We start from the raw sequence: 21129 nt of genomic DNA, 5'->3' as shown, positions 1-21129 counted from the left end.
CGGAATCCAGGGGCCGGGGTGTCCTTCGACAAGCTCAGGACGAACGAATTGTCAGTTTGCCTACCCCTATCAGCCCATCAAGGGAGAGGGGACTTTGCTTGTGAGAGAAGTCAGTCGGCGCTGGCTTGGGCGGGGGTGGGTTCGGGCTCTTCTTCTTCGGGGAGGTAATCGGTCTCCCAGTTGGGGATGAGTAGGCGGTCGGTGCGCTCGAGGAGCACGATGCTTACTGCGCCAAGCAGGCTTGCGACGACCGATATTATCAGCGCGAGATCGTAGCTGCCCATGAAGTCGTACACAATCCCGCCGACCCAGCCGCCTACGGCCATTCCGAGTCCCGCTCCGAGCATCTGGAAGCCGTGCGCTGAGCCTACGGGCGCTTGTCCGTAATACCTGCGGTTTAGGATCGGGAATCCGCCCGCCTCTCCGCCGTACCCGATACCGAACACGGCGGCGAACACGTAGAAGAGCCACACGTCGTGGGTCCAGAAGAGCATGACCACCGGGATTCCCTGCAGGACGTAGGCGACAGTCATGACCGTCTTGGGACCGACGTAGTCTGAGAGTACCGGAGTCGCCAGTCGCGTGGCGATACTGACTCCTGACAGCACCGTCAGCAGTCCGGCGGCGACAACGACGGAAATGCCCTCCTCGATCGCGATCGGCACGATGTATACGAGTATCACAGCGTGGCCAACGCAGCCGAGGAAGTGGATCGAACTCAGGTTCCAGTACGCCTTCGTGTGGCGCATGAACTTGGTGAACAGCTTGACGCGGTCGACCGACTGTGAGCGTCGTGTGGCCGGTGGGTCGCCGGGCAAGGCACCGTACGGTTCAAGGCCACGATCCGCTGGCCGATTGCTGTACTTTGCTATCAGAACGGCCATTATGACTGCAGACCCTGCGGCGGTGACCCAGAACGTGTCCCGCCAGCCGAGCTGCTGGATCATGAGGCCCATGAGCGGTGCGGTGAGCGCGGGACCCAGGCCCCAGGCCGCCATCAGGAAGCCCATCCCGACTCCCAGGTGCCGGCGGAACCAGGTCATTGCAGATGGGATGAGCGGCACTAGGAATACCGCCTGCGCCACTCCGAGCAGCACACCGAACGTCAGGTAGAACTGCCATATCTGGTTGACGACGCCGATCAGCAGCATCCCGCCGATGAACATGGCGCAGCCCAGAATCATGGACTTGCGTGCGCCGAAGCGGTCTCCGAGCAAGCCGGCCAATGGAGATACCATCGCGGTCACTATGCTCGACAGCGCGTAGGCAAGCGTGATCGAGCCCTGGCTCCAGCCGAACTCCTCGCTCAGCGGGTATATGAACACGCCGAACGCCATGCGTATGGACGAGCCGACCATCTGCATGACCGCGATGATAGTCACGATCACCCAGGCGTAGTGCCAGTAGAAGACGTCTCCGCTGTAGACGGGTCGTGTGGGGGCTGAGTTGGGGGTGTTTGACATGAGTGAGGGTGGACTACTCAGAACTCAGGGCAGACAGAGAGTATGTGTTCGTGGTTTTCACCCTCATTCCCGGATCAAGTCCGGGGCAGGCTCCAACCCTCTCCCGTCAAGGGAGAGGGGGTCAGTTGAATGAGTTTCGGGCGCGTAAGCTAATCTACTTAGCGCTGTCTGGCTTCCTGGGAGAACTCTGAGGTGACCGATGTGCTTGGGGTCGCAACTGCGACCGAACCGTAGAGCGGTCAACGGCGTTTCCAGATATCCACCAGGTTGTCGCCGTCGTCGTCCGCAACTCCCCACATCTGTAGGTGGACCTTGATGTCCTGATAGACCGTAAGCTCGCCTGGCACGGCGTCCGGGTCGCGGTATGCCTCGACGCTGACGTCCATCCAGTCCAGTGGGATCTCTTCCTCGTGGGCGATCCGCTCGATCATGTTCACCGCGCAGGCTGAGATGCCGGAGAGGAACAGCTCCCCTGCCCCGATCTCATCGCCTCCGGGATCGTCCGCTATCCAGTGGTGGTTGCGAGCGTTGTTGATCGCCCGTCCACGCGTGCCGCTGCTGTAGCTGCGTACCGCGTATGCGCGTTCCAGTTCTGCCACTTCTGCCTCCCAGTGTTACTACCCTGCCCAGTTAATTGCGGTGAAGTTTAGCCGTTCGTTCCCGGATCAAGTCCGGGACGGGCTCTGAGCTTGTCGAAGGACTCCCCACCCCTGGGTTCCCGCTTTCGCGGGAATGACGAGCGGGCGGTTCCTACTCACTCAACATACTCAGGCCAATATCGATCAGAGAAGAGCGATTTGCAAAAACTACTCGCCGGAAATGGCTCTCCAGAGGTCCTCGCCGTTGGACTTCCACCATCCGTGCAGGATGGTGATGTCGGTGCCGATCGAGAAGTGCTTCACACCCATGTCGAGGTACTTCTTGGCCTCGTCGGCGGACTGGATCTCAGCCCTGGCGGCGATACCGGCCTTGACGGCTGACTTGAAGACCTTGTCGTGCGCGGCGACCACTTCGGGGTCGGTGCGCTGGCCCGCCTTGCCGATGCTGACGGAGAAGTCTGAACCACCCCACTGGACCATGTCCAGGCCTGGGATCTCAAGTATCTCGTCGAGCTCGTCGACTGCGCCCTTCTTCTCGATCATGACTGCCACGACGGTGTCTCTGAGCGCGTCCACGTAGGTCTGCGAGCCGCCGTAGCCCATGTAGGTGTGACGACGGGTGGCAACGCCGTACCAGCCCTTGTCCTCGGGGGTGTCAGGCTTGATCGTCAGGATCTGCTCACGGACATCGTCCGCAGATCGCGAGTCGGTGAACAGTACGCTGCCAAAGCCGGAACCGACCGCGCGCTGGGCGAGATAGGCCTGGTGGCTCTGGTCGACCTTGATCATCATGCCCATGTCGTAGAGTTCGGCTGCGCGTGCAAGGTTGTCGAGGTCGTGAAGATCGGACGGGCCGTACTCGGCCACGAACTCCACATAGTCGTAGATGCCCGTGTGCCCGACAGCCTCGACCACCGAAGGCCACGTCGAGTGGATATGTGTGCTGACTGTGGGCTGGCCAGACTCGAGCTTCTGTCGCAGTATGTTTGGTTTCATGACCTATCCCTCCGTTCACGTTGGTTCTGAGTTTTGCCTAGGATATACCATGAAAGAGGAATGGTGACAGTAGGGGCGGTCCGTGCATCGTCCCTGAGAGGGTGATGCGGGCGGGACGCCCGCGCTCCAAGACACTAGGAGATCCTTCAAATGGCTGAGAATAAGACTGTGAAGACCGGGGCGAGTGTGGACGAGTTCATGGCGGCGGTGGAGAACAGGCGTCGGAGGGAAGATGGGTTCGTGCTGCTGGAGATGATGAGGGACGTGACTGGACTTGAACCTGAGATGTGGGGGCCGAGCATCATCGGGTTCGGCAGCTACCACTATAAGTACGAGTCAGGCAGGGAGGGTGACATGCCTCTGGTGGGCTTCTCTCCAAGGAAGAGCAGCCTGTCTCTGTACATCATGTCGGGGTTCGATGAGTACGAGGAGATGCTTGGGAAGCTGGGGAAGCACCGTACCGGGGCTTCCTGTCTGTACATCAACAAGCTGGCGGATGTGGATATGGGAGTGCTGAGGGAGTTGGTATCGCAGTCGGTGGAGCATATGAGGGTGGGGAGTGGGTAGGCTACCAAGCGACCTCGTATATGCTCAGGGCAAGCTCACAATGGTCGGAACCAAACTTTTCACCCTCACCCCAGCCCTCTCCCTAAGGGAGAGGGGGCCGTTGGAATCCAGATACTGGGTGTCCTTCGACAGGCTCAGGGCGAACGAATTGTCAGTCTACATACCCCTGTGAGCCCTTAGGGAGAGGGGGTCGTTGGCTGGAATTCAGGCTACCCGAGGGGACTGCGGCTTTCACCCTCACCTCAATCCTCTCCCATCAAGGGAGAGGAGGCCAGTGGTAGGCCGATTGAGATAGGTTCTAAGTGGTTATGGCCTTGTGAGGCCGAGGTTGCCTCGGAGGGTGTCGGCGGTGTAGTCGTTGTGGAAGACTTCTCGGCGCTGGAGCTCGGGGACGACCATTCTGACGAAGTCCTGGGCGGCGACCATGAAGCCGTCGCAGGCCTCCTGCCTGAACCACTCTTCCATCTCGTCGGCGATCTGGGTCGGGCTGCCCACGAACACGGGAAGCTCCCAAATCGTGCCGCGTCTGCTCTGACTGAGAAAGTCTCCGAACGTGGGATAGTCCTCTCCCGAAGTGCGCATGCGCTCAGCCATGCCGCGTGAGCCTGATATGGCGTTCAGGTGTTTGTCGGCGAGTCGCTCTTCGGGCTCGTGCTGGCCGAAGTCGTAGTTTAGAAGCTCAGACAGCAGCACCGGCGTGTCAGCGGGATGTGCAAGGCTCTCGATGTACGACAGCTTCTCCCTTGCCAACGACTCGGTCTCGCCGACGATGGCGTAGGCCGCGGTGACGACCTTGACGTCGTTCTCGGTGCGCCCGTACTTGAGGGCACGACTCTTGATGTCGGCGCATATCTGCCGGCCGGCGTCGATCTGCCTGAACACGGCGAACACGGTCTCGGCCCAGCGCGCGGCGAACTCACGTCCCCTGTCGCTCTGCCCGGCCTGCATGATGACCGGATAGCCCTGCGGCGCGCGCGGGACTGTCAGGGGGCCGCGCGATCTGAACCACTCGCCTTCGTAGTCCAGCCTGTGGACGCTGTCGGGGTCGGCGAACACGCCCTCAAGCTTGTCGAGCCTTATCGCCCCGTCGTCCCAGCTATCCCACAGGCCGGTGATGATCTCCATCACCTCGTCGGCCTGGTCGTAGCGCCTGTCGTGCTCAGCGTGGACGTCCACGCCGAAGTTCTGGGCTTCGGAGTCGTTAAGGGAGGTGACGACGTTCCAGGCGGCGCGCCCGTCGGTGAGGTGATCGATGGTCGAGAAGAGCCGCGCGATGTGGAACGGCGCGTGGTAGGTCGTCGAGTATGTCGCGCTGACGCCCAGGTAGCGGGTCGCGAGCGACATTGCCATCACCACAGGGACGAGGTCGAGCTTTACGGCGCGGATGCCCAGACGGACGGTGTCGTCCACCGAGTCGTTGTAGCGACTGGGCATGGCGAGCCTGTCGTCGATGAAGCCGAAGTGGAATTTGCCGGCCTCAAGAGTGCGGGCGATCTCCTGGTAGAAGCGTGCGGAGAGGAACCCGGGGTCGGACGCTGGATGCCGCCATGATGCGGCGTAGTTGGAGCAGTTGGCCGCCTGTAGGAAGGCGCCCATGATCATCTTGCTGTCGCGGTCTCCGGGCATTTTTCTTTCCAGTTATGTGGGGGCTGAGGAGGTATGTCTGCTCTAGGACCTCATCCGCCTTGACGGAGGAAGGTATGCGTACCTTTTCACCCTCACCCCAACCCTCTCCCTGAGGGAGAGGGGGTGTGTTGTCTAGCAATTGCGGCCATTCCGCAAACACCCCTAAGGGCTTGTCAAAGTTTATGATTTGTAAAAAGCAACGTCAGAGTATAGCCCCTGCTTCCTGGAGAGTTCCAATGTCGGACCAGTCGTAGCCGAGTTCGTCGATGAGTATGGCCTCGGTGTGCTCTCCGAGCTCGGGGGCGCCGCTGCGGATGGTGGCCGGCGTCTCGCTGAACGCGATTGGGAAGTTGCATACCTGGATGGGGCCGATGGTGGGGTGATCGAAGTCGGCAATGTAGCCGTTCGCCTTGACCTGCGGATCCTCGGGGAGTTCCTCGATGGACTGGATCTTGGCATAGATGAATCCGTACTGGCGGAATATCGCGTCCCACTCTTCGTACGTCTTGGAGGCGAAGGTCTTTTCGATGAGATCAAGGAGTTCGGGAGAACCGGCGGTGCCGTCCTGCGCACCCTCGATTTCGGGGTCCTCGAGAATGTACTCGATTCCGAGCGCCTCGACGAACGGGCCCCAGTAGCGTGCAGGCTGCGGGTTGGAGATTCTCAGCCAGCTTCCGCCCTTGCACTGGTAGATGTTGTACATGTAGTTACGGACGTCCTCGCGATTGAGTGTCGGCATGTACTGGCCGGACAGCAGGTTCATTCCTATCGCCAATCCCTGAAGGAACATGGTGCTGCTGAGGTGTGAGACCTCGACCTTCTGGCCGATACCCTGCGCCTGGCGCGCCAGCAGCGCCGATAGTATGCCGAGGCAGAGCGTGATGCCGCCGATCTGGTCGGACGGCGCTCCCCTGACGGAGACCGGGTGCTTGGCCCACGGCGGGGTTGCCGACATCATCAGACCAGCGCGGGCCTGTCCGCAGCCGTCGAGAGAGGGCAGTTCGGCGTCTGGCCCCTCGGGTCCGAACCCGGACGCCGAAGCGTAGACCAGCCTGGGGTTGATCTTCTTGAGCGTGTCATAGTCCATCTCAAGCCGTTCGGCCACGCCCTTGCGGAAGTTCTGGATGATGACATCCGCGCCCTCGACCAGCTTGTGGGCGATCTCGCGACCCTCGGCTGTCTTTAGGTTGATAGCGATGCCGCGCTTGCTGCGGTTGCAGGTCTCGAAGTAGGCGTTTCTTCCCGCTGGCAAGCCTGCCTCGGCGGACTCCATCCGGGCCACTGCCCTGCCGACGTCGCCGTCGAGGGCTTCGATCTTGATCACGTCCGCGCCCATGTCGCCCATCATGGAGGCTGCCACCGGGCCGAACTGCCACATCGTCCAGTCTAGCACCCTTATTCCAGCCAGAGGCCCCGCCGCTCCGTTATGTCCGTTAACCACCTTCTCACCTCGCGTCTTTGTATGACCTTATTGATTTCACTGTTGCTGTCAGGGGAATCACCCTCACCCCAACCCTCTCCCGTCAAGAGAGAGGGGGCTGTTGGAGGTGGACCAGGGTGTTTATGCGATTACCCTGTTGTTTGCTGTCGTCAGTCTATCACCGTAGGTAGTCTTACCAGTCTATAATGCGGGGGCATCATAGGAAGTATCGTCAATAGGGACGTAAATGTTCCGGATTGGTGGGCAAGGTTTTCACCCTCACCCCAACCCTCTCCCTCAGGGAGAGGGGGCATAATGGGTTCCCGCTTTCGCGGGAATGACAGGATGGGTGGGAATGACGGGATGGTATGGCTTACTGATCTGGGCAATTTCAAGGAGGACATCATGGGCAGGCTGGACGGCAAGGTAGCGATCATTACGGGCGGCGCAAAGGGTCAGGGCGCGGCTGAAGTTGAGCTCTTCGCGTCTGAGGGGGCAGCGGTCGTCTTCGGGGACATTCTCGACGAAGAGGGCAAGCAGGTCGAGGCGCGGGTTGCGGAGCTGGGAGGCGTGGCAGAGTACGTGCATCTCGACGTCACCAGCAACGATGACTGGCAGAGAGCTGTCGACCTGGCAGAGAGCAAGTACGGCAAGGTGGACATACTGGTCAACAACGCCGGCATCTCCATGAGACACGAGGGCATGGACGTCTCGAACGATGAATGGGACACCATGATGGACGTCAACGCCAAGGGCGTATTCCTCGGCACGCGGTACGTGATTCCGGCGATGCAGCGGGCCGGCGGCGGCTCGATCGTCAACATATCGTCGATTGCGGGCATCCTGGGACGACCACTGGCGTCACCTGCCTACGCGGCCTCCAAGGGCGCGGTGCGCGTGTTCACCAAAAACACGGCTGGGCGATTCTCGTCGGATGGGATCAGGGCCAACTCGATTCATCCAGGCCCCATCGACACGGACATGATCAGAGCGGCAACGAACACGGTGCGGCCGGAGACACGCGTCGGTGAGATCCCGATGGGCCGGCTCGGTGAGGCGGATGACATTGCCTACGGCGCGCTGTACCTGGCGTCAGACGAGTCGTCGTTCGTTACGGCGACGGAGCTGGTGATAGACGGAGGGGTGTCGGGGATCAGGCCGTAGGGGTCGCCGGGAGGGGTATTGGTACTTTTCACCCTCACCCCAGCCCTCTCCCTGAGGGATGGTGCTCGTGCTTGTTTGTACGCTTTTGCCTACCCGTGTATTTCCTGAGGAAGAGCGGGTTTCTCAGAACACATCGTCGACGAGGATGCTGAATCCGGGGAGTGTGGGTGAGGCTAGCGTGTCGCCCTCGCCGTAGGTGGCGACGGGCTCGAATCCCTGGTCACCGAGAAGCAGCACCTCTATCGTGTGTGCGTCGACGTCAATCAGCCAGTATTCGTTCACGCCGTGTCGCGCGTACAGTACCTGTTTCACGGTCCTGTCCCGTCCAGCAGTCGATGGGGACAGTATCTCGATGACAAGGTCGGGGCCTCCCCATACCTCAGCCTCGGTGTCGATGTGCATTCGCTCGTTGGAGATGAACATCAGGTCCGGCTGCACGACGTCTGTGTCCGACAGGACCACATCGCGAGGGGCGGAGTAGACCACTCCAAGAGCATTCTCTTCCACAAATCTGGCGATTCGCCATCCCAGTCTCGTGTCTACTGTCTGGTGGTCTCTTCGCGGCGCTGGCGCCAAGATCAGCTCTCCATCGATCAGCTCGTAGCGCTTGTCGTCGGGCGTGTTTATATAGTCCTGGTATGTGAACTTGATTGCAGGATTGGGGCTGGTCATGCTCGCGCTCCTATGGCCTCAGCATACCATACGGGTCTGGCATCCTCAGATGCGGTAGAGGCGTTCGGTGTTGGCTGAGAAGAGGGATTGGCGCTCGGCGTTGGTGAAGTCTGCGGTGATCTCGTCGTAGGCGTTTACGATGGTGTCGTAGTCGCTCCACAGGCTGTCGACGGGCCAGTTGGTGGCGAAGAGACTGCGATCGACGCCGAATGTCTCGATGCAGTGCAGCACGTAGGGCCTGATGCTGTCGACGGTCCAGTTGTGGTCGCCCATGCCGAGGCCGGAGATCTTGCAGATGACTTTCTCAGCCTCAGCGGCGGTCTGCATCCCCTGCTTCCAGTTTCTGAAGTACTCCGGGGTGCGCTCCATTGGGCCGCCTGCGTGGTCCAGGACTATGACGGTGTTGGGGAACCTTGCAGCGAGGTCGCGCAACTTCTCCATGTCCGGCCACTGAGCGGCGATGCTGGCGACAAGGCCGTACTTCTCCATCAGCGCGTAGCCTCGGTGGAAGTCGGGCTCGACGAGGTAGTCGCCGTAGGAGAAGTCGCGCACCCCCTTCATGTTCGGGGACTCGCAGTGGCGTTCGAGCACGGCCTCGACGCCCGGATCGCGCAGGTCGGCGTACGCGACGATGGCGTGTGGGAAGCCGGTCCTGTCGGCGGCCTCCTGCAGCCACTCAGTCTCAGTGACAGGGTCGGGCGAGCCTATCGCCGCCTGGACGTGGACGGCCTTCGTCACGTTCGAGTCGCGCGACACGGCGATGAAGTCCTCGGCGAGCCAGTTTCGCTCTGCCAACCGCCTGGTCTGTGCGCCGAGTACGGGATGGTCTTCGTCCGGCTGCCAGTGGGCGTAAAAGAGCTCCGGGTGACTCATGTCGTAGAAGTGGACGTGTGCATCGACGAAATCCGGCTTTGACATGGCAGCTCCTCGGCTGAGAGTGCGGCGATTATAACCTCTAGCTAATTCATCTCTCAAACAATCTTATGGATATTGCTAACCATAATCACTATATGTGAGAAAATTCACGTAAGCTTCGCCAAAATGTGCCGGAAAATTGCAGGCGAAATTGGTAGAAAAATATGAGAAAACAACCAAATTTGGGAGTATAATCCGAGCGTGCCGAAACGGCCTTAACTGCTATCTGCAATTGCCGACGTTCCGTGATTGTTATTTGGAGGCCGAAAGATGGCAAACGATCATCTGTCGTTAATGGCACACCTAATGCGCAGGGCCGGGTTCGGAGCCACCCGGGACGAACTTGAACGTCGTCTCGCCGCGGGCTACGAAGCGACGGTAGAGGACCTGCTCCACCCCGAGGAGTACGAACCGCTCGACTTCTACGACTTCCTGCGCTATCTGCCCATACAGTGGAAGCCGGACACGCTGAACGGCATGGGACAGTCGGGCTGGGTGTGGCGCATGATCAACACGAAGGCGCCTCTCCAGGAGAAGATGTCCCTCTTCTGGCACCAGATCTTCGCCACCGGTGTCTCGAAGGTCGATCACTATGACGAGGTCATGGATATGGTCGACATCTTCCGTGAGAAGGGCCTCGGGCAGTACCGCGAGCTGCTGCTGGACGTTGCTCACAATCCCGCAATGCTGTACTGGCTCGACAACCACGAGAACCACGCCTCGGCTGTCAACGAGAACTGGGGACGCGAGCTTCTCGAGCTCTTCACCATGGGTGTCGGCAACTATACCGAGGAAGACATCTACGAGTGCTCCCGCGCCTTCACTGGCTGGACGATAAGCCCGAAGCTGCCCAGGTACCACATGGGACGCTGGGACTGGCACTTCGAGTTCCGTCCCGACGACCACGACGAGGGTGAGAAGACGTTCCTCGGCCATAGGGGAAACTTCGACGGCGAGGACATCATCGACATCGTGCTGGCGCAGCCCGCGACTGCGAGGTTCATCGCGAGACACCTGTACGGCTTCTTCGTCGCGGACGAGGTACAGGTGCCGGCGTGGCAGGTGACGCCTCCGCGCGATCCTGAGGCCATCGAGGTCATCGCAAATGCGCTGTCGGAGTCGGACTTCGACATGCGCCACACGCTGCGAGTCCTGTTCAACTCGGACTTCTTCAAAGAGGCCCGCTTCACGAAGGTCAAGAATCCGACCGAGGTCGTCGTCAGCGCGCTCAGGATGGTCGGCGGCGCAGAGCTCCCGAGCCTGCACGTGTACGACTACTGCAACCAGATCACGTACATGGGACAGGAGCTGCTCAATCCTCCGAGCGTCGAAGGCTGGCACTACGGAGTCGAGTGGATCAACAGCAGCTCGCTAATGAAGCGTGCCAACTTCGTTGCCGACATAGTCAGCGAGACTGACCGACCCGGAGTGCGTGACATCATCGAGCGTGTCAGGGCATCGGGCGCGTCGCCGGAGTCGGCTGTGGATGCCTGTATCGACCTGCTCGGACCGATCGCTTTGAACGACGAGACGCGCACGGAACTGATCGAGCACGCCCGGATCCTTGGCGAGTTCGCCTGGGACGAGGAGAACGAGGCCAAGTCGGCACAGCGCGTTGCGGAGTTGCTCCAGCTAATAGTTGCCACGAGGGAGTACCAGTTTGCGTGAGTGATAGGGTTCACGGCCCAGCTGATCGATCTCTTCGGCCCCTTGCAAGTCAGGTCGTTCGCTACGGCGAAAAGGAATCGACATCATGCTCACCAAGATAATTGGCAATCGCGTTTATGACTACAGCCACGTCATCGGGGACCCCAACGAGACGCTTGAGCCGATAGCCCTGGCCATCGGCGACGAGAACGAACTGTTCACGATCATCAAGGGCATCCTTGAGCTGTCCCCCAACGTGACCCGGATCTCTCTGGGCGGCGAGCCCGGCGATGAGCGGATCGTCAACATGATAGGCGGCGGGTACGGAGAGGGTCCGGGACAGTTCGTGTGGCCAACCGGCGTCGCGCTGGACTCGGAGCGCAACATATACGTCACCGACGCCTGGACAGACCGCGTGTCCGTGTTCACCGTGGAAGGGGACTTCGTCCGCTCGTTCGGCACATCGGGAGACGGTGATGGACAGTTCAGGAGGCCCTCGGGCATCGCTATCGACTACAACGACAACGTGCTGGTCGTCGACGCGCTCAACGACCGGGTACAGAAGCTGACGCGAGACGGCAGCCTCATCTCGCAGTGGGGTTCCACAGGCTCAGGTAACGGAGAGTTCCTGTCGCCCTGGGGCATCACTACAGACGTCGAAGGCTTCGTGTACGTCGCCGACTACAAGAACCACCGAATCCAGAAGTTCGATGGCGACGGCGGGTTCGTGTTCGGGCTCGGAAGTCGCGGGACGGGCGACTACGAGTTCGATCATCCGTCGGACGTGGCTGTCGACCCGGACGGCGACATATACGTCTGCGACTGGGCGAACAGCAGGGTCCAGGCGTACGACTCGGGCGGGATGTACATCACCACGTTCATCGGCGACGCGTATGAGTTGTCGAAGTGGCAGAGCGATTTCGTCCGAGCCAATCCCGACGTTCACAAGGCGCGGCGGCGGGTGTACTCGCTAGATCCGGAAAAGCACTTCGCGCTGCCAATGGGAGTCGCGTTCGACCCGCACGGGTCGAGGCTCATGGTCGCCGACACGCAACGCTGGCGCATCCAGATCTACAACAAGGTGCGGGACTACAGCGAGCCGCAGTTCAATATATGAGGGGTTGAACCCTAGAGGCCGGTGTTTATGGGGCGGGTGTCTTCGAGGCCTTCGGGGGTGACTATTACGGAGCGGGCTTCTATGGTGCCGTTCTCGGCGGCGGGGCCTGCTACTCGGACCTGCATTCCGACTTCAAGGTCGGTGAAGGCTCCCTCTCGTGTCTCTAGGATGACTGAGTCTTCGTCAATGGCTATCGGGAGAGGGCCCTGCTGAGTCTCGAGTGTGAATCCGGTGTCGCTCACGCCTGTGACGGTCCCGAAAAGACCACGGTTGGCGCCGAATCCGCCCTGGCCTCCACCGGGGGCGGCCTGATTGGGGCCGAACCCACCCTGGCCACCGCCGGGTGCTCCCTGTCCCCCGCCAAGCCTTCCCAGTCCGCCGCCTCGGAACCCTGTCTGACCCTCGGGAATGATGGTTATCACTCTGGCGAGCGTTTTGCCCTCCAGTCGTTCGCTTACGACCATTACCTGGGTGTCGTCTGCCAGGGCCGTCGGTTCGAGGACTGACGTGACCCTGATGACGGCGTCCGTTCCGACGTTTACGGAGACGGAGGCAAGGTCTGTCGCGACCGTGAGAGAACTCTCTTCGAGGCTCTCGATGGAGCCTGCGACCTGGCTGCCACCGGGTCCGCCGGGGCCATCGCCGAACTGTGATCGTAGCCTCTGGAACGCCTGGCGAGCTTCCTCTTCGCTCAGTTCGCCGCTCTGAAGTCGCTGCCTAAGATCCTGGATCTCTTCTTCAGTCATTGGTGGCTGCTCGTCGTTGGAGCCGCCAGCGTCCTGGCTCGTCTGCACCTGGGCGACTGCCGGTGGAGAGGTGGGTTGCGGCTCGGCCTGGGAGCGCGTGGGGGTTGGGAACTGAGACACGTCCGCGACCTGTGCGGTGGTGGGGCTTACTTCCTGCTCGGAGGACCCGCACGCGAGGAGAAGTAGGAGTATCACCATCCCTGCGAAGATGCTCAGCTTTGCTTTCAATTGATTCTCGCTTTCTGTGGGGGGATGGTGTTGAGGCCACTGCCAGCCTCACTCTGAGGGAGCCAATGGAGGTTGGTAATCGAGGTTTTCACCCTCACCCCAGCCCTCTCCCGTCAAGGGAGAGGGGGTTTGTAAACCAGCAATTCGTTCGTCACCGGATCAAGCCCGGTGCAGGCTCTGAGCTTGTCGAAGGACACCCCCAGCCCCTAGATTCCCGCTTTCGCGGGAATGACGGTTAGTAAATACCTACCCCTATCAGCCCTGAGGGAGAGGGGATCAGTTGAATTAGTTCCAAGGCTGAACATTATGCTTACCTACGAATTCGGGTTATTCGTATCTCAGGGCGTCTATTGGGTGGAGGCCGGACGCTCTGGCGGCTGGGTAGATGCCGAAGAAGAGGCCGATTCCGGCGGACACGGCGAGGGCTAGGATGGCGAATTCGAGACTGAAGCTCGTTGAGAAGGTCTGACTTCCCAAGGAGCGTCCGTCGACAAGGTTGGTCATGCCAAAGCCGAGCGCCGCTCCGAGAAGGCCGCCTCCGATACTCAGGACAGTCGCTTCGGCAACGAACTGGAAGAGGATGTCGCTCCGCTTTGCGCCCATCGCCTTGCGGATGCCGATCTCGCGGGTGCGTTCGGTGACCGACACCAGCATTATGTTCATGATGCCGATGCCGCCCACGAGCAGGGAGATGCCTGCGATCACGCCGAGGAAGACGACGAGCGTGTTAGTCGTCTCCTCCAGCGTCTCGATCGTGCTCTGCTGGCTGATGACGGTGAAGTCGTCCTCGCCGGTTATGCGGTGGCGCAGTCGTAGCACGCCGCTCGCTTCCTCGATGCTGCGGTCGACCTCGTCGACGCTTCTAACCTGGACGTTGATGAGGCTCACCGAGATGTCGCCGGTCGACGTTCGGTCTCCGCTGAGCCGGTAGTACGCGGTGGTTATGGGTATCAACACCTGGGTGTCGAACGTGCCGAACCCGCTGCCGCCCTGGCTTTCAAGAACACCTATCACCCTGAACCTGCGAGCGTTTACGCGGACGTAGTCGCCGACCGGGTCACGGTTCTGGAAGAGCTGCTCTGCAACGTTGGAGCCCAGAACGATTACCTCGTCCCGGTTATCGACGTGGGCGAAGCTGATGAACATGCCGCTGGCGAGGTCGAGGCCGCGGGCGCCGAGGTACTCGGGGGTCACACCGACCACCTGGGCCGAGGTGTTATCCCGGCCGGCAGCGAGTGTCGCGAAGCTGCGGATTTCGGGCGCGGCGGCAACTACGGTCGGGGCGAACAGAGGGTCAACCAGAGCGTCGGCATCGCCAAGGGTAAGCTGCGCGTCGTCTCCCTCAGGCTGTACGAACAGGAGGTTGGTACCCAGACCCTGGATGATCCCGGTGATCTGCTGGGTTGCGCCGCGTCCGATCGACATGAGCGTGATGACGGCAGTGACACCAATGACGATGCCCAGCAGCGCGAGTCCTGCGCGGAGCTTGTTGGCCTCAAGGGAGGCGATGGCTGTCCTAATTGTCTGTAGTGGTGACATTGGTAGATTTGGGCTAGCCGATCAGTTTCTCGGCGGACCGCCTCCTCCCCTTCCTCCTGGACCGCCGAATCCTCCTACGGCGCGGAACGTGGCTCCGATTCCTCCGAACTGGCTCGTGGAGCTGCCGACCACTTCCATGCTGATGAACTCGCCCTCAGCCAGGCCGTCCTCGACCACGATCCAGAAGTCGTCGCTAATGCCGAGCGAGACCTGCCTGTCGACAGTGCTGTCGCCGTTCACCACTCTGACAATCGGGGCCTGCACCGAGCCGTAGAGCGCCTGCAAGGGTATCAGCAGCGAGTCGGTCTGCTCGCGAATAACCACCTGTGCAGTGGCGCTCAGCCCCTCGGGAAGCTGGTTGTTTGCCGAGGACTCCACCCGGATGGTCACCGGGTAGGTCACGACGCCCTGCTGAGAGGTGCCGACGGTGGCAATGGAGGAGACGGTCCCGGGCAGCGTCTGCGTTCCGAGAGCCTCCAGGTTGACGGCCGCGCGCGCTCCCTCCTGCAGGAACAGGACATCGATCTCGTCGACTGATCCGCTGACTTCGACGACTGACGGATCAGCAATCTCGACGGCCTCTGTGTTGGCGTTGACCTGCTGACCGGACTCGATGTTCAGGACAACAACGATGCCGTCGAATGGAGCGCGAAGAGTGGCGCTTTCAAGGTTGACGACCGCCGTCTCAAGAGACGCCTGCGCCGCCACCACCTCGGCCTGTCTGAGTTCGATGTCCAACTGGTCGATGGTGTTGTACTCCTCGAGCGTCGACTCGGCTTCTGCCAGGGACTCAAGCGCGAGGTTCACTGCGGCCTGTTTGACGAGCAGGTCGATTGGGTCAGGGTCCTCGAGAAGCGCGGCGAGGGCCTCTTCGGCATCTGCCAGCATGGCCTGGGCGAGCTCGATCTCGCGGTCGGTAAGACCAATGTCGAGCTCAGCGGGCTGCATGAGCTCCGCCAGTGCAGTCTCGGCATCGAGCAGGTCCACCTCGGCGGTCACAACCGCTGCCTGGGCGGACTCAATCTCCAGGGAGTCCAGCTCCTCGTCGATCTCGGCGAGGTAGTCTTCCAGGTCCTGCTGGCGGAGTTTGAGAGTGTCTTCGGCATTGCTGAGGGCGACTGTCGCATCCCAGATCTTCTCTGACTCCTCAGCCTCGACAGTCTGAAGGTCATCAGTCAGCTCAACGATGGCCTCATAGGCATCGTCGAACTCACCGGTGACACAGTAGCGATTGGGGACGGAATCGTCAGACTCACAGTCCACGAGAATCTCGCCGAGATAGAGCGCCACCCAGGACATCACGATCAGTTCGTCCCAGGGAGTTTCCGGATCGTCGCTCAGTTCGCCCCTGAAGAACTGCTGCTGCATCTCCTCAGTGCGGGGCCCCTCGAAGACGGTCTCCAAGTCGATGTCATGTGCCGCGAAGATGGCCTCGGGGGACTCTCCCAAATCAGGAGCTGGGCTCATGCCGAGCCACTTTACGAAGAGGTCGTTGTAGTCGGCCTGGCCCGTGTCGAGATCTTCTGCGACGGGCTGAATCCGGTCCTCGGCATTGCGCTCTGCGGCTTCGAGGTCGAGCCTTTCGGTGACCAGCGTCTGCTCGGCTGAGTCGATGTCGGACTGAAGCTCGGCTATGCGGTCGCCGATCTCATCGCTGTCAGGGTTCAGCAGCGTGTCGAGGGCGTCTTCGGCGTCCTGCAGCGCCACGCGGGCTGCCGTAACGTCGGCCTTAGCCCTCACGACGTCCTCGTTCGTTGGAGTGGCCAGCGTGGCCTTGTTCTCTATGGCAGTCTCTAGGTCGGCCTGGGCATTCAGGATGTCCAGCCTGGCCTGCGCCAACTGGTCGGCTGCGACGACTCCGAGATCACTCAGCTCCTCCTGGGCATCCTGGAGGGCCTGCCGGGCATCCACCTCGTCAGACTTGGCCTGGGCGATCTGCACAGCCGTGTATGGGCTCCTGGCGTCTTCGAGCGCGTCTTCGGCGGCGCGGACGTCGACCCGCGCCTGGGCTATGGCCTTCTCGAGGTTCGCAACGGTCTCAGCGTCCAGGACTGCGAGCGGGTCGCCGGCAGACACAATGTCGCCTTCAGATACGATGACATCGGAGACTGTCCCCTGCTGGGCGAATGTAAGCGTCTCGCGAGTCGTGTACGTCAGAGTTCCGGTCACGCTGACGTCGTTAACGAGGTCGCCGCGCGTGACAGGGACGAGCTGTGTCTGTCCATCTTCTTCCTCGGCACTCGAGTCGGTCCAGACTCCGTAGCCGTAATAGCCGCCTCCGGCTACCGCGACCAGAACGACCACACCGACCCACAACTTCCACGACCTGAGACTTTCCAAGACTTTCGACAGTGCGGTCATTCCTATTCCTTACACGCAGTTGGCTGTTGATACCCAAATAAGGTAACGGTCTGGCTGTGGAAAAGTTAGGGGGATTTATCTTGGGATAAGGGGTGGGTAGGCGTGTGGATACTCACAAACCGTCATTCTGGCGAAACCCGGAATCCAGGGGGTGGGCGTGTCCTTCGACAAGCTCAGGATGAACGAATTGTCGGTTTACCTATCTCTGTCAGCCCATTAGAGGAGAGGGGCGACAGTGTCCCAAGACTGAGTGGGCGGTGTCCGTGCTTTTCACCCTCACCCCCGTATCAAGTACGGGGCAGGCTCCAACCCTCTCCCATCGAGGGAGAGGGGGTAGATATTCATAAACCGGCCGGAATCCAGGGGATGGGGATGTCCTTCGACAAGCTCAGGACGAACGAATTGCCAGTTTACCTACCCCTCTCAGCCCACCAATGGAGAGGGGGCAGGTTGAATGAGTCTTACGAAGGTCTGCTAGGTCAGAAATACGGGCTGGGTCCAAGCCTGGTGGCCGTTGGAGGAGGTCACGTGGGCGCGGATGTAGCCCTCGTCGCCGGTGGGGGGTAGGCGACTTCGTTGCCCATCCGCTCATCGTGGACGGTGCCGTCTCTGCCTATGAACCTTGTCAGGAAGAGGGAGTCTTTTCTCTGCCGGACCTTCAGGGAGACTTCGTCAGCCGACGACTGTAGTTCGGCCAGGAAGACGCCGGTTGATGAGTAGAACCTGCCGTCTGCCATCACCTCGACGAGGGCGTCGGTCTCCAGAGCTTCGGACTCGACCATCACCCAGCCGCGTCCGGGGTTGTCCTTGTCGAGAGCGAAGTCGTGATAGTGGTGCGAGTCGTCGGACGCGACTCCGAAGATCGGCATTCCGGCGCTCAGGACGTTGTCCCAGATCTCGGTGGGAGAGAGGAAGCCGGGCACGGGCATGGGGAAGTTGTTGCAGTCGTTGGCGGCGTTGAAGACTTCCATGAGGCTGGCGCCGTGCGTCTTCAGGATAGCCTCGTGATCGAACGCCCACTTCCAGCTGGGGTGGTTGATGCAGGATATGCCACCGGCATCGCGGATTGCGTCTATGTTCAGCTGGAGAGTAGCGGCTACGTCATCGCCGTAGACCGGTTCGACGAGGCGGTCAATTCCGATGGCGCCCAGGTGAACAGGGATGACGTCGCTATGGTCTGTCGGAATCGTGACCTCCTCCCCCGGAATCATCAGGGGGCATGAGGAGCTATCACGTCCGCTGCCGTAATCGAGGAGGAAGAGGTGATTGTGTTCCGACAGCACGAGAAAGTCGTAGCCGTGGTCCTTGTACCAAGCAGCTACGACTTCCGGCTCCGCGTCCCCGTCGGACTCGGTCGTGTGAGTGTGAAGGTTGCCCCTGAACCAGGTCTGGTCTTCCAATTGAAGCGCCCCCTTGCTGGGTAATTATTGTCCCAGCATGTTAGGGACGCCAGAGGGGGCGTGTCTATCGGCGCTTAAGCGCTCTCAAAGCTGGCTGCTGTTCAGGAATCCCCAGCGGCAGAGGCCTGTCGCTGTCTGCTTTCCCGATGCTTGATGAACGCCATCGCCTGCCTGACTCCCATCCGGCCGATTGGGCCTGAGGCGTACATGGAGCCGAAGACGACTCCGCGACCAACGAGAAACTCCATCGGCTGGAGGTAGCGACCGTGGGCCTTGTCCTCGGTCCACCACGGGGCGAGGGCTGCCACGCTCTCTTCGGTGACTCCGTAGGCTATCGGGAAGGTTAGGCCTACTTCCTCGGCCATCTTCGCAGCGGTTTCACGGTCCTCTCAATCCCATCTCGTCAAGCTCTTCGAGGCTCTTCTGGTAGGTGGCCAACTGCCGCCTGCAGTACGGTCACCACTCGCCCCTGTAGAACAGCAGCGCGAGGTAGCGTCCGGGGATATCTCCGGGCAGCGACATGGTCGAGCCGTCTATCAGGTCCAGTTCGATCTTGGGAAATCGGTCGCCCTGTACCAGCTTTTCGGTCATGGTGCTTCTCCTTTGTGGGTCTGTGGGGAAGTTTACCCTATCCTGGGCATTTGGGTGGTGTGCGCGTCGAGGTATCTTGCGATAGTGAGCCAGGTTGGTGGGCAGGGTTCTCACCCTCACCCCAACCCTCTCCCTGAGGGAGAGGGGGCCGTTGGTTTCCAATCCTGCGTATCGGGGCAGCTTTCTAAGGTGCTAAACCGGTTACCTCAGAGGTGGGGCGTAGATCTGGCCTCCTTTGGGGCAGTCGGTGCAGGGGGCGCCGGACCAGAGGGCGTTTCTGCCGCCCTCTCTTGGCAGTCCGATTCCGTTCGAACCTAGATGGCGTTCGTAGATCTCGCCGTAGTTGCCGACCTGGGATATGACGTCTGGGCTACGGTGGTCTCCAGGCCCAGGTCTGACTGGCCCCATGCGCCTTCGGTGCCGAGCAAGCGCTTTACCTTCACGTTGTTGCCGGCAGCAAGCTCAGAGACGTTCCCGGAGTTGACCCCCAACGCCTCGCCCTGGATCAGGATGGCCATCGTGGTTTTGACGATGTCGAACCACTGGCTGTCGCCGTGGGGAACGAGAGGGGTAAGCGGCTCCTCAGAGATGATCTCAGGCAGAATCACATGCTCACTAGGTGCAGGGAGGCTGGTCCTGAGAGCGGCGAGCGTGGAGCGGTCGGTCGTGAGGACATCACAGCTACTGTTCGTGTAGGCATCGAGAGCAAGATCGAAGTTCTCGAAGATGACTGGGGAGTACTCCATCTGGTTCTGCCGGAAGAAGTCCTCCATGTTCAGCTCGCTGGTCGTGCCGGATACCGTGCAGACGGAGGCTCCACCCAGTTCGCTCGCACTCGGCACTCCCAGGCGCGTGGGCACCAGGAAGCCCTGACCATCGTAGAAAATCGTTGGCACGAAGTCGCCCCACGCGGCATCGCGCGAGCTGGTCCACGTGGTCACGAAGACGAGCAAGTCTACCTCTCCGGCCTGCATGACGGGGCCACGCTCGGCGGCGTCGATGGTGCGAAGCTCGACTGCGTTTGCGTCGCCCAGGGTTGCAGCCGCAACGGCGCGGCAGAGATCTATATCGAATCCCAGGTGGTTGCCGTTCTCATCGAGGAAGCCGAAGCCGGGAGTGTCGTCCAGGGTCGCGCAGACCACCTTGCCCCGGTCTTCTACCAGCGCAAGTCTCGACTCTCCGGCATCATCGCCAGCCTGGGTGCAGGCTACTGCTAAGATCGCCGTGAACAGTGCAACGGATATAATGGCCAAGTATGAACGCATAGAATTTTTCCGTCCTCTAATTAATTGACTCATGCTAAACCCCTGTATCCGCTAACTATGCGCCGCGCAATCCTCTAGCAGTGATGCGCGTACCATTGTAATCCCTTGCTCCGTAGACATTGTCCATTAGTCGCACAGCTTTTGCGATGCCACAAAAGAATCAAGGAGAAACTATGAATTTCGATTTCGAAAGTCACCTTGGCGCCACTGAGCGTTCCGTATCGTTGCTCGAGCGTGACGGACGTCCCGCCAGCGCCGTCACTATTTCTCGTAGCCTCACCGCGACCGTCGACGACCTGTGGGACGCCGTTACGAACGGCGATCGTATTCCACGCTGGGCAATGCCGATCAGCGGCGAGCTCGAACTCGGCGGTCGCTACCAACTGGAGGGCAATGCGGGCGGCGTAATCACCGAGTGCGAACCGCTGTCGCGCATTTCGGTGACGTGGGAGTTCGCCGGGGACGTAAGCTGGGTGGAGTTGCGTTTCTCAGACGGAGAATCGGGGTCGCCGCAGCTCTCGGTGACGCACACCGCACACCTGTCGCCGCACTGGGACGAGTACGGGCCGGGTGCGGTCGGCGTCGGCTGGGAACTGGCTCTAGCCGGACTGGCACTCCATCTTGAGCATCCGAACGAGCCAAAGCCTGACGAGATGGAATTCGTCACTTCTCCGGATGGAAAGGCGTTCATCACAGGCAGCAGCCAAGCGTGGGGGCAGGCGGCGGTCGCGGCTGGAACGGACCCCGGTGCTGCGACCGCGGCGGTGCGAAGTACGACCGCGTTCTACACGGGTGAAACAGCCTAGAGAGATT

The 21129-nt window shown here is 60.8% G+C and carries 18 protein-coding genes; 5 read left to right on the top strand and 13 right to left on the bottom strand.

The features are described from left to right. Window positions 1–110 precede the first annotated feature (110 nt). From J4G14_09450 to J4G14_09440, 3 genes are all read right to left on the bottom strand, one after another. A complete protein-coding gene (locus J4G14_09450) occupies window positions 111–1463 on the bottom strand; it encodes an MFS transporter (GenBank protein MCE2458025.1) in 1353 nt (450 codons plus the stop codon). 239 nt (window positions 1464–1702) lie between these two features. Beyond that, complete coding sequence (locus tag J4G14_09445; protein ID MCE2458024.1) at window positions 1703–2062, bottom strand: OsmC family protein; 360 nt, start codon at window positions 2060–2062, stop codon at window positions 1703–1705. A gap of 207 nt (window positions 2063–2269) precedes the next feature. Continuing rightward, on the bottom strand, window positions 2270–3058 hold the full coding sequence (locus J4G14_09440) for a 2,4-dihydroxyhept-2-ene-1,7-dioic acid aldolase (GenBank protein MCE2458023.1): 789 nt from the start codon (window positions 3056–3058) through the stop codon (window positions 2270–2272). 150 nt (window positions 3059–3208) lie between these two features. Here J4G14_09440 and J4G14_09435 point away from each other — a divergent pair, with 150 nt between their 5' ends. Beyond that, window positions 3209–3625 (top strand): DUF1801 domain-containing protein, encoded by a 417-nt coding sequence (locus J4G14_09435; GenBank protein MCE2458022.1) that lies wholly within the window; start codon window positions 3209–3211, stop codon window positions 3623–3625. 306 nt (window positions 3626–3931) lie between these two features. Here the strand turns inward: J4G14_09435 and J4G14_09430 are convergent, their stop codons facing one another. Continuing rightward, window positions 3932–5251, bottom strand: coding sequence for an NtaA/DmoA family FMN-dependent monooxygenase (locus J4G14_09430; GenBank protein MCE2458021.1), 1320 nt, complete (start codon window positions 5249–5251; stop codon window positions 3932–3934). 202 nt (window positions 5252–5453) lie between these two features. Beyond that, window positions 5454–6692: a CoA transferase gene (locus J4G14_09425; protein MCE2458020.1), complete on the bottom strand. Its 1239-nt coding sequence runs from the start codon at window positions 6690–6692 to the stop codon at window positions 5454–5456. 384 nt (window positions 6693–7076) lie between these two features. Here J4G14_09425 and J4G14_09420 point away from each other — a divergent pair, with 384 nt between their 5' ends. Next, window positions 7077–7835 carry a glucose 1-dehydrogenase gene (locus J4G14_09420; GenBank protein MCE2458019.1) on the top strand — a complete coding sequence of 253 codons (759 nt, stop codon included), beginning with the start codon at window positions 7077–7079 and terminating at the stop codon, window positions 7833–7835. Window positions 7836–7958: 123 nt separating this feature from the next. Here J4G14_09420 and J4G14_09415 read toward each other — a convergent pair whose 3' ends face one another. Together J4G14_09415 and J4G14_09410 are read right to left on the bottom strand one after the other, a co-directional pair. Beyond that, window positions 7959–8507, bottom strand: a complete 549-nt coding sequence (locus tag J4G14_09415; GenBank protein MCE2458018.1) for a Uma2 family endonuclease — start codon at window positions 8505–8507, stop codon at window positions 7959–7961. A gap of 45 nt (window positions 8508–8552) precedes the next feature. Next, window positions 8553–9425, bottom strand: a complete 873-nt coding sequence (locus J4G14_09410) for an amidohydrolase family protein (protein ID MCE2458017.1) — start codon at window positions 9423–9425, stop codon at window positions 8553–8555. Window positions 9426–9692: 267 nt separating this feature from the next. On the opposite strand from J4G14_09410, the gene J4G14_09405 reads away from it, so the two are divergent. Then, window positions 9693–11090 carry a DUF1800 domain-containing protein gene (locus J4G14_09405; GenBank protein MCE2458016.1) on the top strand — a complete coding sequence of 466 codons (1398 nt, stop codon included), beginning with the start codon at window positions 9693–9695 and terminating at the stop codon, window positions 11088–11090. A gap of 85 nt (window positions 11091–11175) precedes the next feature. After that, the gene (locus tag J4G14_09400; protein ID MCE2458015.1) at window positions 11176–12186 is read left to right on the top strand and encodes an NHL repeat-containing protein; all 1011 of its coding nucleotides are present in this window, start codon (window positions 11176–11178) and stop codon (window positions 12184–12186) included. 11 nt (window positions 12187–12197) lie between these two features. Here the strand turns inward: J4G14_09400 and J4G14_09395 are convergent, their stop codons facing one another. From J4G14_09395 to J4G14_09370, 6 genes are all read right to left on the bottom strand, one after another. Next, window positions 12198–13160, bottom strand: a complete 963-nt coding sequence (locus J4G14_09395) for a hypothetical protein (GenBank protein MCE2458014.1) — start codon at window positions 13158–13160, stop codon at window positions 12198–12200. Between the two features lie 327 nt (window positions 13161–13487). Next, window positions 13488–14699 carry an ABC transporter permease gene (locus J4G14_09390; protein MCE2458013.1) on the bottom strand — a complete coding sequence of 404 codons (1212 nt, stop codon included), beginning with the start codon at window positions 14697–14699 and terminating at the stop codon, window positions 13488–13490. 21 nt (window positions 14700–14720) lie between these two features. Further along, window positions 14721–17060, bottom strand: a complete 2340-nt coding sequence (locus tag J4G14_09385; GenBank protein ID MCE2458012.1) for an efflux RND transporter periplasmic adaptor subunit — start codon at window positions 17058–17060, stop codon at window positions 14721–14723. Between the two features lie 524 nt (window positions 17061–17584). Continuing rightward, window positions 17585–18460 carry a CehA/McbA family metallohydrolase gene (locus J4G14_09380; GenBank protein ID MCE2458011.1) on the bottom strand — a complete coding sequence of 292 codons (876 nt, stop codon included), beginning with the start codon at window positions 18458–18460 and terminating at the stop codon, window positions 17585–17587. Between the two features lie 101 nt (window positions 18461–18561). Then, window positions 18562–18825, bottom strand: a complete 264-nt coding sequence (locus J4G14_09375) for a hypothetical protein (protein ID MCE2458010.1) — start codon at window positions 18823–18825, stop codon at window positions 18562–18564. 540 nt (window positions 18826–19365) lie between these two features. Then, entirely contained in the window at window positions 19366–20316 is a 951-nt protein-coding gene (locus J4G14_09370) for an amino acid ABC transporter substrate-binding protein (GenBank protein MCE2458009.1), read from the bottom strand. A gap of 173 nt (window positions 20317–20489) precedes the next feature. On the opposite strand from J4G14_09370, the gene J4G14_09365 reads away from it, so the two are divergent. Further along, on the top strand, window positions 20490–21122 hold the full coding sequence (locus tag J4G14_09365; protein MCE2458008.1) for an SRPBCC domain-containing protein: 633 nt from the start codon (window positions 20490–20492) through the stop codon (window positions 21120–21122). Window positions 21123–21129 lie beyond the last annotated feature (7 nt).

The organism is Dehalococcoidia bacterium, assembly GCA_021295915.1.
Classification (GTDB): domain Bacteria; phylum Chloroflexota; class Dehalococcoidia; order Lucifugimonadales; family UBA1123; genus VXRN01.
This window is presented reverse-complemented; position numbering and strand designations above follow the sequence as displayed.